Origin of the sequence: Pseudomonas putida (genome assembly GCF_002906855.1) — a bacterium.
In the GTDB taxonomy this organism is placed as follows: Bacteria; Pseudomonadota; Gammaproteobacteria; order Pseudomonadales; family Pseudomonadaceae; genus Aquipseudomonas; species Aquipseudomonas putida_N.
Genome location: NZ_MINI01000048.1, coordinates 309,660 through 322,393, shown reverse-complemented (window position 1 = coordinate 322,393; position 12,734 = coordinate 309,660). Strand labels below are relative to the sequence as shown.

General features: G+C 63.3%; 11 protein-coding genes. 6 read left to right on the top strand and 5 right to left on the bottom strand.

Annotation, left to right across the window (positions count from 1 at the left end; genetic code table 11):
- Window positions 1–3: 3 nt before the first annotated feature.
- A complete protein-coding gene (locus BGP85_RS24245; protein ID WP_103445492.1) occupies window positions 4–315 on the top strand; it encodes an NGG1p interacting factor NIF3 in 312 nt (103 codons plus the stop codon).
- Window positions 316–356: 41 nt separating this feature from the next.
- Here the strand turns inward: BGP85_RS24245 and BGP85_RS24240 are convergent, their stop codons facing one another.
- The 4 genes from BGP85_RS24240 to tatA form a co-directional block, all read right to left on the bottom strand.
- Window positions 357–2,393 (bottom strand): HET-C-related protein, encoded by a 2,037-nt coding sequence (locus BGP85_RS24240; protein ID WP_103445491.1) that lies wholly within the window; start codon window positions 2,391–2,393, stop codon window positions 357–359.
- Window positions 2,394–2,534: 141 nt separating this feature from the next.
- Window positions 2,535–3,278 carry a twin-arginine translocase subunit TatC gene (gene tatC / locus BGP85_RS24235; protein WP_103445490.1) on the bottom strand — a complete coding sequence of 248 codons (744 nt, stop codon included), beginning with the start codon at window positions 3,276–3,278 and terminating at the stop codon, window positions 2,535–2,537.
- Window positions 3,275–3,565, bottom strand: a complete 291-nt coding sequence (tatB, locus tag BGP85_RS24230; protein WP_103445489.1) for a Sec-independent protein translocase protein TatB — start codon at window positions 3,563–3,565, stop codon at window positions 3,275–3,277. The genes tatC and tatB overlap by 4 nt, the downstream gene beginning before the upstream one ends.
- Window positions 3,565–3,798, bottom strand: coding sequence for a twin-arginine translocase TatA/TatE family subunit (gene tatA / locus BGP85_RS24225; protein ID WP_103445488.1), 234 nt, complete (start codon window positions 3,796–3,798; stop codon window positions 3,565–3,567). The genes tatB and tatA overlap by 1 nt, the downstream gene beginning before the upstream one ends.
- Before the next feature lie 145 nt (window positions 3,799–3,943).
- On the opposite strand from tatA, the gene gspK reads away from it, so the two are divergent.
- Complete coding sequence (gene gspK / locus BGP85_RS24220; protein ID WP_103445487.1) at window positions 3,944–4,909, top strand: type II secretion system minor pseudopilin GspK; 966 nt, start codon at window positions 3,944–3,946, stop codon at window positions 4,907–4,909.
- A 58-nt stretch (window positions 4,910–4,967) separates the two neighbouring features.
- Here the strand turns inward: gspK and BGP85_RS24215 are convergent, their stop codons facing one another.
- On the bottom strand, window positions 4,968–7,043 hold the full coding sequence (locus BGP85_RS24215) for a PhoX family protein (RefSeq protein ID WP_103445486.1): 2,076 nt from the start codon (window positions 7,041–7,043) through the stop codon (window positions 4,968–4,970).
- A 223-nt stretch (window positions 7,044–7,266) separates the two neighbouring features.
- Between BGP85_RS24215 and BGP85_RS24210 the strand changes: the two genes are divergently transcribed.
- Genes BGP85_RS24210 through BGP85_RS24195 form a run of 4 tightly spaced genes read left to right on the top strand, consistent with a single transcriptional unit; the run spans window position 7,267 to window position 12,733 of the window.
- On the top strand, window positions 7,267–8,907 hold the full coding sequence (locus BGP85_RS24210) for a lipoprotein UxpA (RefSeq protein ID WP_103445485.1): 1,641 nt from the start codon (window positions 7,267–7,269) through the stop codon (window positions 8,905–8,907).
- Entirely contained in the window at window positions 8,904–9,329 is a 426-nt protein-coding gene (locus BGP85_RS24205; protein ID WP_103445484.1) for a pilus assembly protein PilZ, read from the top strand. Before BGP85_RS24210 ends, BGP85_RS24205 begins: the two co-directional genes overlap by 4 nt.
- A gap of 21 nt (window positions 9,330–9,350) precedes the next feature.
- On the top strand, window positions 9,351–11,285 hold the full coding sequence (gene gspD, locus BGP85_RS24200; protein WP_374755343.1) for a type II secretion system secretin GspD: 1,935 nt from the start codon (window positions 9,351–9,353) through the stop codon (window positions 11,283–11,285).
- The gene (locus BGP85_RS24195) at window positions 11,285–12,733 is read left to right on the top strand and encodes a GspE/PulE family protein (RefSeq protein WP_103445483.1); all 1,449 of its coding nucleotides are present in this window, start codon (window positions 11,285–11,287) and stop codon (window positions 12,731–12,733) included. Before gspD ends, BGP85_RS24195 begins: the two co-directional genes overlap by 1 nt.
- Window position 12,734: the final 1 nt, after the last annotated feature.

The following is a 12,734-nucleotide window of genomic DNA, read 5'->3' as shown; positions in this document are numbered from 1 at the left end:
GGCGTGTACAAGCTCGCCTTCTTCGTCCCGGCCAGCCATGTTGACGTGGTCAAGGCCGCCGTGTTCGCCGCCGGTGGCGGGCGTATCGGCGACTACGACCACTGCGCCTGGCAGACCCTGGGCCAAGGCCAGTTCCGCCCGTTGGACGGCAGCCAGCCGTTCCTCGGGCAGACTGGCCAGGTCGAGGTGGTCGAGGAATGGAAGGTGGAGCTGGTGGTGGCCGACGACCTGATCGCTCAGGTCGTCGCTGCCCTCAAGCAGAGCCACCCGTACCAGACGCCAGCCTATGAGGTCTGGCGTTTGCTGAGTTTCTAAGCGCAGTGCGCAGCTGCTGTCGATAAGGCTAAGCCTGTGCTTCAGCCGAACGGAAACAGGTTTGTGAGCGTTTCCTGATCTTCGATCAAGGATAAAGGGTTGGATTCTTCAAGCCTTTTGAGCCTTTCCTTGGCGGCTTGCTCGTAGCTTCTGCGCCGTTCACTCAGGCTTGCGTTCGAACATCCTTCCCTGATTTTGTCCCCATTCATGTGCGCCCAGGCCTGGACAATATCGTCTTGCCAATCAGCGATAGCGGGATGCGTAAAGTAGCTCTTCGCCAACGTCGCTGGGTCCCTCGCTGTGTCTCCTTGCCAATACTGGAACATCGAACGTCCAACATCCTCGACTGCATACTGTGCCAACAGTACCGACAATCCGTGAAACGGATGGGTATCGTGGTCCTTTGCCAGTTGTGAATGGGTTGGGTGGGTGTTGTCGTCAATGTTCGGATCTTTGCCTAACAGCAATTGCAGATCATCGACGCTGTCGCCAGCCCATGTCAGCAATTTCTGGAAGACAAGGTCGATCACATGGCTGACAGCCTTGATTGGAAGCTTGGCGAAATGATTGGTCTTCTCCAAGGCATTGAACCATGGCTGTTCAGCGGCTTGATCGCGAAGCGCCAAGTAGCCTTCCAACGCTGCTAGCCATTTAGGATCCTCGTGCTCCTTGAGCAGGATCAAAAGCATGCGCTCAGTATCACTGCGATCACCTGGGTGGGTAGGCTCGTATGCAAGGCTATCGGATGGGAAAAGAAACTTGCCAATCGGTTCGAGTACGCTGCCAAGGATGTCGGTGCCAGAGAACAGGCCGGTAACCAAAGGCCATTTGTGTTTGCATTCTTTCTCCAGCGTCCAGACCAGCACATCGGAGTGTCCTGTCTTGCGCAGGCTGAGTTCGGCAAAATTGGAATGGGCGAAAAGATCTTCCAATACGTGCAATCCTTCTCCGAAGTATCGCATTCCTTCTGGCGTCGGGCCCGCGACCGAAGCGTCCATGAGCTTCTGGTACATGTAGGCTTGGGCGCTTTCGAAATAACGATACTTGGACCCTTCGCCGTCCAACTCCATCAGTGGGTGATCCGCCCCGACCACAGGTTCGAAGTCTGGGTCGACCGATTGTGGGTCATTACCTTCATCGAGTGTCAGCGGGTTGTCGATATGCTCGGAAGGCCGATAGACCCCCAACATGCTCGCGTTGACGGTGTAGGCTTTGCGACCTTCATCGGTTTCTTGGAGTTGATGGAATTCCTTTAAGGCGAGCAGATCCACAAGTTCAGTCAGCGAGGCTCTGGATAATTTTCGCGGGAAGTCCTTGGTTTCATGGGGGGCTCGAACAAGCTTCGGATCTAACAGTTGCGAGTAATCACGTAGCCAATTACCAAAATAGATCGCCTTGCGCTGTTCCGGTGTGAAGCCTGCAGTTGCCAAGGCTCTTTCGATGGATTCATGGCCGAATGACCCCTCAGCGCCACTCCCTTCCCCCGCCCCAAATCGCAGCGTCGGCACTAACTTTTCCTTTATCGGCTGCCCATCGATTTCGCCGGCCTGGTCGGGATTTTGCAACTGCAGCAGAAGTGTTTCCGAAACACCTTCGCCGTTGATGATTGCGATGACTGTGCCGTTTTTTGTCATGCGGTCGAAAAGAGCCAGTGTGCTGGTATAGTTCTGGCTGACACTTTCCAGCTCGCCCTCGGACAACTCAGCACCTACCAACTGTCCAACGTGATGAGCAAACGCTCCGAATATAGCCAGCAGGAGTGAAACGGTGGCCTGTGGTTGGCTCAAGGCTTGCTCGACTGCTGAGGCGTCAATCTCCATTACCTGACTACCGCGGTCATATCTGGCAGCAACGGTAGGATCGCTAACGATTTTGTACACGGGGTGTTCCACCGCCCCGTCACACAAATCAGTGTGCAGTTTGGCATAGGCTTCAGCTGGCCCTTCCCGGCCGAAAATCGACTTCAAGATCCTTGCGAACTTTTGCTGGCCAGCGCTCTTTGCCAGGCCAGTCAGTTGGTCGAGAGGATGAACACATTCAACTGACGCTTGAGTCAGAGCATCGATAAGGACAGACATGCTGTTGCACCGTAAGGAGTTTCGGGGCGCACAGCATGATTAGTATGCGAACCTACAGGCATACGGGATACCTTCCAGTGGTAATCGGCGCTGGTCGAATACGCGACTGGAATGTTCGCACTGGCAGAAACAGGGTGAACTCTACTCCTGACTTTCCTGTTTTCCGAGGAGGCTGCACGCCAGCAAACCAGCCTCGAACAGTATCCACATCGGCACCGCCAGCATGGTCTGCGAGAACACATCCGGCGGGGTGAGGATCATCCCTACTACGAAGCAGCCAACGATCACGAATGGCCGGCTGCGCCGCAGCGTCGGCACATCGGCAAGCCCGACCCATACCACGATGAAGGTTGCCACCGGGATCTCGAAGGCCAGACCGAATGCCAGGAACAGCGCCATGATGAAGTCCAGGTACTGGCTGATGTCGGTCATCATCGCCACGCCATCTGGCGTCACACTGGCAAAGAAGCCGAACATCATCGGGAATACCAGGTAAAACGCAAAGGCCATGCCGGCATAGAACAGCACGATGCTCGACACCAGCAGCGGCAGGGCGATGCGCCGCTCGCGGCGGTACAAGCCCGGAGCGAGAAAGCCCCAGGCCTGGTGCAGCAACAGTGGCATGGCCACGAACAGTGCACACATCGCCGTTAGCTTGAACGGCGTAAGGAACGGTGAGGTGACGCTGGTGGCAATCATGCTGGCGCCTTCCGGCAGGAAGCGGCGCAGCGGTTCCGAGATCATGGTGTACAGCTGCTGGGCAAAGGGGAACAGCCCGGCGAGCACGGCGGCCAACAACAACAGGCAGCGTACCAGGCGCTTGCGCAGGTCACGCAGATGGTCGGTCAATGGCATGCGTGCCGCCGGGTCCAGGGCGATGCTCATGGGGTGCTCTCCCGGGCGACGCTGGCGCAGGCGCTGTCATTGTCCGGTTCCGCCTTGAGGCTGATCCCCTGGCGGATTTGCTGCTCCAGGCGCTGCAAGGGTGCGCTGTCCAGGTTGGGCATATCGATCTCCCGCTCCATCTGCGCGCGTAACCCGTTCATCGCCCGGCGTGCCTGCCCCAGGCCACGGCCCAGGGTGCGCGCCGCGACCGGCAGGCGCTCCGGGCCAAGCACCAGCAGCGCAACGATGCCTACCAGCAAGAGTTCGCTGAAGCCAATCTCGAACATCAGGCTTGGCGATCCGTTTGCGGCTGCTGTGCGGCCTGGGCGGTTACCGGTGGTTGTTGTTGTACTTGAGCGGCACCTGGCGCGTTGACGTCATTGTCGCCGCCCATGGATTTGCGAAAGCCCTGTATCGCTTCACCGACATCGCTGCCCAGGCCCTTGAGGCGCTTGGTGCCAAACAGCAGAAACACGATCAGCAGTACGATCACCAGTTGCCAGATTCCGATGCCACCCATTTCGACCACTCCTGTAAGGTCATGAAAATGAAGGTCAATCCTGCCGATTGCAGATGACGCCCACATGACTGCAAGGCTATTGCAACCTGGCTGCAACAACCCGCGTGTTGACTGGCGCTTTTCACCGATTGAAAAGGGGCGTGGGATGGGAGGCAGGCGGCAGCAGGGCGCAGCGCTGCTGATGGTGATGGTGGTGCTGGCCATGCTCGCCGCAGGTATGGCCTGGCTGGTGGAGGATGGGCGCCGTCAGGTGGATGAGGTGCAGCTGTTGCGCCAGCGGGTGCAGGTGCGAGCCATGGAGCAGGCCGGTCTGGCCTATGCCGAACAGGCCCTGCGTGACCCCGCCTGGCGGCTTAGCCCGTTGTTCTGGCAAGCCATGCGCGGACAACCGCTAAAGTACGACTTTGGCGCCGGACAGGCGCAGTTGCGGGTGCGTGACCAGCACACCTGCTTCAATGTGAATGCGCTACTGGGAGCCGATGGCGAGCGTGCTGAGCGCCAGCTGAAGCACCTGCTGGGTGACGACATGGCCGCCGAGCGTCTGGTAGATACGCTGGCCGACTGGCTCGACAGTGACAGCGATGCCCGTCTGCAAGGCGCCGAAAGCGCCCAGTACCTGCGCCAGCAACCGCCACGTCTGGCAGCCAACCAGCCGATGCTCGATAGCAGCGAGCTGAACCTGCTGCTGGAACCTGACGCTACCCGTCATCGCCGCTACCCGATGCTGTGTACCTTGCCGCAGACCACTGGCTGGCGCCTGAATGCCAATGCCCTGGGGTTGGAGCACCTGCCGTTGCTCGATGCATTGTATGAGGGGCGTTATCCACGTTCGTTGCTCAGCCGCATTGTCAGCGGGCGGCCGGCGTCGGGGTACGAGGATGCATCGGCGTTGCGCCAGGCGCTGGGGGCGGTGGATGACGAGACGTTCGAACGGCTGAGCGAGGGCTTGTTGCTCAACAGTGGGCATTACCTCTTGCAGCTGTCGTTTGAGGAACAGGGCAGGGTGATGCGCAGTGAGTTTCAGGTGGAGGCATTAGGCGTGGTGCAGTGGCATGCGCGGGTGCCGGCGCAACAAGTGCGGGTGCGCAGCCGGGAGCCGATGGCTTGGTAACCTGTACCGGCCTCTTCGCGGGCAAGCCCGCCAAGAGGCCGGTACAGCCAGCGCAGAATCAGGCAGTACCGATCTCCCCGCCATCATCGCGCTGGATCACCACCGTCGTAGCCCGCGGCCGTACCTTGGCCCCGGCCGGAGTCGCATCGGTCGCCTTGTCGGTATAAGGCCAGTTATCCGGGTGCTGGATATTGATGAACAAAGTCTTGTTGTCCGGCGTGAAGCTGATGCCCGTCACTTCGCAACCGTTCGGCCCGACGAAGAAGCGGCGCAGGGCCGTCTGGTTCTGGGCATTGATCGGCACCTGCTTGCCACTGGCATCGACCAGGTCGGTGGGGATCACCGCCAGCAGCTGGTCGTTGGTGTAGTCGGTGAGCGTGGTTTCGCCATTGTCGGTCTCGACCCACAGCACGCCACGGCTATCGAAGCTCATGCCGTCAGGGCTGGCAAACTGGTTGAGTTCGGTTAGGCCCGAGCGGTTGATGTCTGCGGTACCGGCAGCGTTGGCGCCGAACACGAAGATGTCCCAGGTGAAGCTCAGCTGGTCGTCGCTGTCGTGCCAACGGATGATGTGGCCATGACGGTTCGGGCCGCGCGGGTTGGCTGCATCGACCTTTTCCGGGGTACGCGCGCTGTTGTTGGTCAGGGTCAGGTAGGCGTCGCCGTTGAGCGGGTTGACTGCGGTCCACTCCGGGCGGTCCATCGGCGTGGCGCCCACGGCATCGCCGGCACCCCGGGTGTTGAGGATGATGCCGGCCAGGTCACCATAAAGCGCGCCGAGTGTGCTGCCGGCGGAGGTGGCGGTGTTCACGTCGAGCAGCAGCCATACGCCCGTGCCGTCGGCATTGAAGCGGGCGACGTACAGCTTGCCGTGATCGAGGTACTTGGCCCCGGTGGCCAGGCGGTCGGCCGGGTTGGCGTCGGCGGCATCCCATACGGCCGTGGACACCCACTTGTACAGGTACTCGTTGTTGGAGTCGTCGCCCATGTACCAGACCAGCGGCTTGCCGACCACTGGCAGGCCTGGGCAGCAACCTTCATGGCGGAAGCGGCCGAGGGCCGTGCGCTTGGTGGCCAGGGTGCTGCTGTTGTGCGGGTCGATCTCGACGATGTAGCCATAGGTGCTGGCTTCGTTGCGGTAGTCGTCGGTGGCGGTGGCACCTTTGACGGTCACGTCGAAGCGGGCGAATTCATCGTCCACTTCGCTGCTGTCACCGGCAGCGCTTTCCCACTTGTACTGGCCACTGGAGGTGCCCACGCCGATGCGGCGCTGATCTTCCGGGCGGGTGCCCTTGTTGACGAAGATGCCTGGCCAGTTCTCTTCGCAGGTCAGGTAGGTACCCCACGGGGTGTAGCCATTGCCGCAGTTGTTGTTGGTGCCGCGGCAGTGGGTGCCATCGACCGAATACTTGGTCTTGACGTGGTCAGTGCCACGCAGCGGCCCGGTGATTTCCATGCGCGAAGCGGTGGTGAAGCGGCGGTTGAGCGGGTCGTTGTCGACCACCTGCCAGCGGCCGTTGACCTTCTGCAGGCGCACCACGCCAGCGCCGTGGGCGTTGATTTCCTTGCGCACTTCTTCGGCCGGGCGCTTGCCGCTGGTATCGGTGGTCGGGCCGTTGGGGTGCAGGGCTGCGGTGTCGATGTACTCGAAGTTGATCGCCAGCAGGCCGTCGTCGGAGCTGCCGTTGATCGGGAAGAAGTGCATGCCGTCGTGGTGCATGCCCATGGCATTGGCCTGGTCGGTCGAGGTGTTGCTGCCGTCCGATTTCCACGGGTTGCCGTTGCTGTTCAGCGGTGTGCCCCAAGGGGCCAGGACATAGGCGCTGTAGCCTGCGGCGACGACACAGGCATCGGTACGCGAGCCAGGGATGGACTGGAAGCCCAAGGCCAGTTTCGGCTCTTCAGGCTCGGTCACCGGTGGCTCGGTCACGGGGGGCTGGGTGACCGGATCGTCATCGGAGCCGCCGCTGCTGTCGAAGCAACCCGTCAGGCCGGTACCGGCAATCATGGCGATGGCGGCGCCCAGGCTGCCGCGCATCACGCTGCGACGGCTCAGGTAAGCGTCCATGACGCTGGCCATCGGCAGGTTGCCGCTCTGGTTGCGGTCCAGGTTATCGCCGGTATCTCGACTCATCAGGGTGTCCTTATAGTGGCTGAGTTGGAGAAACCGCGACTTTAGGGCGCTACTGTGATGATTCATTGGCAGAAATATTAACGGGTTTTTAAAACTGTAAGTTCTTATTACAAATACCGACAGACCAATTTGGAATGGTTGTCGGATTTTTGCCATCAAACTGTCATGCCTACGCCGCAACATCCGGGGCCCAACGAGAACTCGGATAAGGATGGCGGGCCCGATGGCAAGCAGTGTGAACAGGCGCGAATTGATCAGCTGGATGGGTGTCGGTGCATTGGCACCGCTGCTCGGCGCCTGCTCTGCATTGCCAGGCCAACGTGGCGGCAGCGCCCGTGTGGACCTGCTGTATGTCGCCGACACGCTGGATGCACGCCAGCCCGGCCTGCCGGTGGTGCCGGCTACGCGCCTGGGCCCAGTCAGCCACCTGGGCCGGGCACCGTGGATGACCGGAGCCAGTGCCAGCCTGGCACATCCGCAGCTGGCACCGCTGCTCGATGCCAACCAGGCGGCCGGGATCAAGCTGGGCGGCTATGCCGTGCTGGCGGCACTGTTGGAGCAACTGCGCACCGAAGCCGGTGCGGGCAACAGCCTCACTCTGGAAAACGGCCAGGGCTGGAACGGCAGTGGCCTGGCCTACCTCACCCAGGGCGAAAGCGGCGTGCAGGGCAGCCAGTTGCTGGGCAGCGAAGCGCGGGTCAGCAGCGATGAGCGCGTGCTCTGGCCCCAGCGCAGCGCGGCGCTCTACCGCCAGTCTCGCGCGATCACCCTCGGTGCCGGGCTTGCGGACGCTCAACGCAAGTCGCTGAACCTTGAGCCGCTGCATCTCTTCGAGCGCGGTGGGGCGCGCATCGCCGTGGTCGGTGTCACCGACCCCTACGCCCAAGACCAGAAGGCCTCCCTTAAACAGTGGTACCAATCCTTGCTGCCGACCTTCGAGCAGGCGCGGCGCGAGGCCGACCTGGTCGTGGCGATGGCCGATGTCGGCACCGGGCCGGGCCTTTGGCTGGCCGAGCGACTGGCTCAAGCCGATGTACTGCTCTGTGCCCGTGGCCAGGACCTGTGGCCGGCACCGGTTCAAGCCACCCAGGCCAGTGGCCGTCGGGTGCCGGTGCTGTTTGCCGGCTGCCGCGGCAGCGGCGCATTCCGCCTGCGTTGCCAGCAGGTCGCCGGACAATGGCAGTTCGACGGGCAGTTCTTCCCGGCCTTTGAACGCTACCTGTCGCCTGCTGCACAGATGCGCGCCAGCCAGTTGCAGGGTGAACTGCGCCAGCAACGTGCCGGCCACGCGGCGTGGCTCGACCAGCCACTGGCGCGCGCGCCGCAAGCCCTGTGGCGCCGGGACACCCGTGGCGGCAGCTGGGACCGCCTGCTGCACCAGGCCTTGGCCGATGACAACAGCATGCCGGTGCTGCTCCCGGGTCTGCGTTACGACTACCCCCTGGCGGCAGGCGAAGCGATTACCCGCGAGCACCTGATCAGCCTGACCGGTGGCTACCCGGCGCCCGTCGTCGAGGCCCCAGCCCGGCAAGTCGAACAAGTGCTGGAGAACGCCGCCGAGCAACTATTCGGTGACCCACTGCTGCTCGACAACAGCCAGGACCTGCCGCGCTGGCAGGGCCAGGCCTGGCGGGTCAGTTACAGCCCGCAAGGCAAGCGCGTCAGCGGTATCGAAGCGGTGCAGGGCCTGTGTCGTACCTTTGGCCTGCAGTTCGAAACCCAGGCGGGCGAACCGCTGTGGCAGCGGGTCGAGGCCTGGCTTGTGCGGCAGAAGGCCGATTGGCAATTGGCATCGCTGCAACTGCCCGAGGTGCGCTACGTGCAGGGCCACCCAGGCTGGCACCCGCGGCAGGCCGTTTCGTGAGCCTGGCTTCACGCGTGATGACCGGCGGCCTGCTGACGCTGGCCGGCTGGCTGGCCGCCCAGTGCGTGCTGCAACTGGGGCGCCAGCCGCAACCGGCCAGCCCGGCGCAGGTCGCCGCTCTGCCACTGCCAGGCCTGCTGATCGGTCACTGGCAGCCCGCGGTCGATGACGGCGCGATCGTCATCACCCGCCTGCCGTTGCAGTACCTCGGCGGCCTCAAGGCCCAGCCCTTGTCGGCCAGCGTGGTGGTGCTGCGCTACGGCCAGCAAGTCCGCACCCTCGGCCGAGGTCAACGCCTGGCGCCGGGTATCGTATTGCAGGACATCGACGCCGATGGCCTGATTTTCGACAACCAGGGGCGGCGCGAGCGCCTGCCCTGGCCGCCACGCCCCGCCGTGACCGGCTTCAAGCGGCAAGGATGAATGATGTTTGCCAGATACTGCATTGCTGCAGCCTTGAGCCTGGGCCTGTCAATCGCTTGGGCAGAGGAGCCGGAAAATTTCGATGACAACGGCACGCCCGTTTATGAGGTGAACTTCGTCGACACCGAGCTGGGCGAGTTCATCGACAGCGTGTCGCGCATCACCGGCACCACCTTCATCGTCGACCCCCGGGTCAAGGGCAAGGTCACCGTGCGCACCGTCGACCGCCACGACGCCGATGCCATCTATGACATCTTTCTCGCCCAACTGCGTGCTCAAGGCTATGCCGCCGTAGACCTGCCCAACGGCAGCGTGAAGATCGTCCCCGATCAGGCCGCGCGCCTGGAACCGGTGCCGGTCGAGCCTGCGGGTAAACAGAGCCAGGGTAGCGATGGCGTGGCCACCCGGGTATTCAATGTGCGCAATGCCGCCAGCGAGCAGATGCTCGGCATCCTCAAGCCGCTGATCGACCCCCGCGTCGGTGTGATCACGCCCTATCCGGCAGCCAACCTGCTGGTGGTCACCGACTGGCGCAGCAACCTCGAGCGCATCGACAGCCTGCTGCGCCAGCTTGACCAGGTGAGCGACGAGCCGCTGCAGGTCATGCCGTTGCGCCATGCCAGCGCTGCCGACACCGCGCAACTGCTCACCCGCCTGCTGGCCCGCGAGCAGGGCGCCGACAGCACCCAGGTGGTCGCCGACCCGCGCAGCAATGCCTTGCTGGTACGTGGCAGCACCGAGCGGGTGCGGGCGTTGCTCGGCCAGCTTGACCGCCCCAGCGACAACCAGCACAGCAGCAACACCCAAGTCATGTACCTGCGCCACGCCAATGCCGCCGAAGTGGTCAAGGTGCTGCGCGGCCTCAGCCAGGAAGGCGCGGTGCCCGGCGAAGCGGCTGGCGAAGGGGAGGGCAAGGACCGGCCGGTGATGGCGGCTGCCAGCGACTCCGGCATCCGCCTGGAATATGAAGAGGGCACCAACGCCGTGGTCATGGTCGGCCCCGACAGCGAACTGGCGGCCTACCGCTCGATCGTCGAACAGCTGGACATCCGCCGAGCCCAGGTGGTGGTGGAGGCGATTATCGCCGAAGTGTCCGATATCCAGGCCCAGGAACTGGGCGTGCAGTGGCTGTTTGCCGACGAGAAGTTCGGCGCCGGTATCGTCAACTTCGGCAGCAACGGGGTGAACATTGCCAACATCGCCGGCGCTGCCGCCAGTGGCGACAGCGAGGCACTGGGCGACCTGCTGTCGACCACCACCGGTGCAACGGCCGGCTTTGGCCATATCGGCGGCGGTTTCAACTTCGCCATGCTGATCAACGCCCTCAAGGGCAAGAGCGGCTTCAACCTGCTATCGACGCCGACCCTGCTGACTCTGGACAACGCCGAGGCGTCGATCCTGGTTGGCCAGGAGGTGCCGTTCGTGACCGGCTCGGTGACCCAGAACAATGCCAACCCTTACCAGACCATCGAGCGCAAGGAAGTCGGCGTGAAGCTGCGTATCAAGCCGCAGATCAACGTCGACAACAGCGTACGCCTGGACATCGTCCAGGAGGTTTCGTCGATCGCCGACTCCCGCGCCGCCAGTGACGTGATCACCAACAAGCGCGAGATCAAGACCAAGGTCATGGTCGAGGACAATGGCCTGGTCATCCTCGGCGGCCTGATCAGCGACGAGCTCAGCACCAGCGACCAGCGCGTGCCGTTGCTCGGTGACATTCCCTACCTGGGCCGGCTGTTCCGTTCCGATGCCAGCAAGAACACCAAGCAGAACCTGATGGTATTTATTCGCCCGCGCATCCTGCGCGACGGCCCGAGCCTCGCGCGCCTCAGCGAGGGCAAGTACCGCACCCTGCAGCAGACCACGCCGCTGCAGTTGCCCGACCTGGCCGAAGGCACCCCGTTGCTGCAGGTGTTCCCCGCCAGCCGCGCACGCCTCGAAGGCGGCAACTGGTGATGCTGCCCTATCGCCTGGCACGCCAGGCCGGGCTGGCCATGGCCCCGGCCGAAGAAGGCTGGCGCCTGTGGTTGCGTCGCGACGCCGACAGCGCCCAGTTGCAGGAACTGCTGCGCGTGCATGGCCGGCCCATGGCGCTGGAGTACCTGGAGCCTGCGGCGTTCGATGAGCGCCTTGGCCAGCTCTATGAAGCGGGTGCAGGCGTGACTGAAGCACTGATCGAAGGCATTGGCGAACAGGTCGACCTGGACAGCCTGATGAGCGAGATGCCGCGCATCGAGGACCTGCTCGAAAGCGACGATGAAGCCCCGGTGATCCGCCTGATCAACGGCCTGTTCGGCCAGGCGCTGCGCCTGCGTGCGTCGGATATCCATATCGAAACCTTCGAGCAGAGCCTGGTGGTGCGCCTGCGCGTCGATGGCCACCTGCGCGAGGTGCTGCGCCCGCCACGGGCGCTGTCGGCAATGCTGGTGTCGCGGATCAAGGTCATGGCGCGGCTGGATATCGCCGAGAAGCGCCAGCCCCAGGATGGCCGCATTACCTTGCGAGCGGCTGGCAGGGAAGTGGATGTACGGGTGTCGACTTTGCCTGGCATTCATGGAGAGCGCGTGGTGATGCGGGTGCTGGACAAACAGGCCAGCCTGCTGGCACTGGCCAACCTGGGCATGCCCGCTGCGGTGCTGCAGGGCCTGCGCAGCTGCCTGGCGCGGCCCAACGGCATCGTCCTGTCCACCGGCCCGACCGGCTCGGGCAAGACCACCACGCTGTACGCCAGCCTCAACAGCCTGAACGATGGCAGCCGCAACATCCTCACCGTCGAAGACCCGGTCGAATACGCCATCGCCGGCATCGGCCAGACCGCCATCAACCCGCGTGCCGGGCTGACCTTTGCCAGCGGCCTGCGGGCGATCCTGCGCCAGGACCCGGACGTGATCATGCTCGGTGAAATCCGCGATCAAGAGACCGCGCAGATTGCCGTGCAAGCCAGCCTCACCGGCCACCTGGTGCTGTCGACGCTGCACACCAACAGCGCAGTGGGCGCCGTCACGCGCTTGCGCGACATGGGCATCGAACCGTTCCTGATCGCCTCTTGCCTGCGCGGGGTACTGGCCCAGCGCCTGGTCAGGCGGCTGTGCCCTTGCGCGGTCGCACAGCCGTTGCAGCCGGCAGAGCGTGCCTTGTGGCCAGAGCTGGCGGCGCTGCACAGCAGCTATCACGCGGTCGGTTGCGAGCAGTGCCAGGGCAGTGGTTATGTCGGGCGCCTGGGGCTCTACGAATTCATCGAGCTGGACGCTGGCCTGGTTGGCCTGCTGTACGACGGCGTCAGTGAACTGGCCATGCAGGGCTACCTGGCCGAGCGCAGGCAAAGCCTGGTGGCGATGGCCAGCGACTGCCTGGCCCGCGGTGAAACCAGCCTCGCCGAAGTGCTGCGCGTGGTGCAGGGCTGAC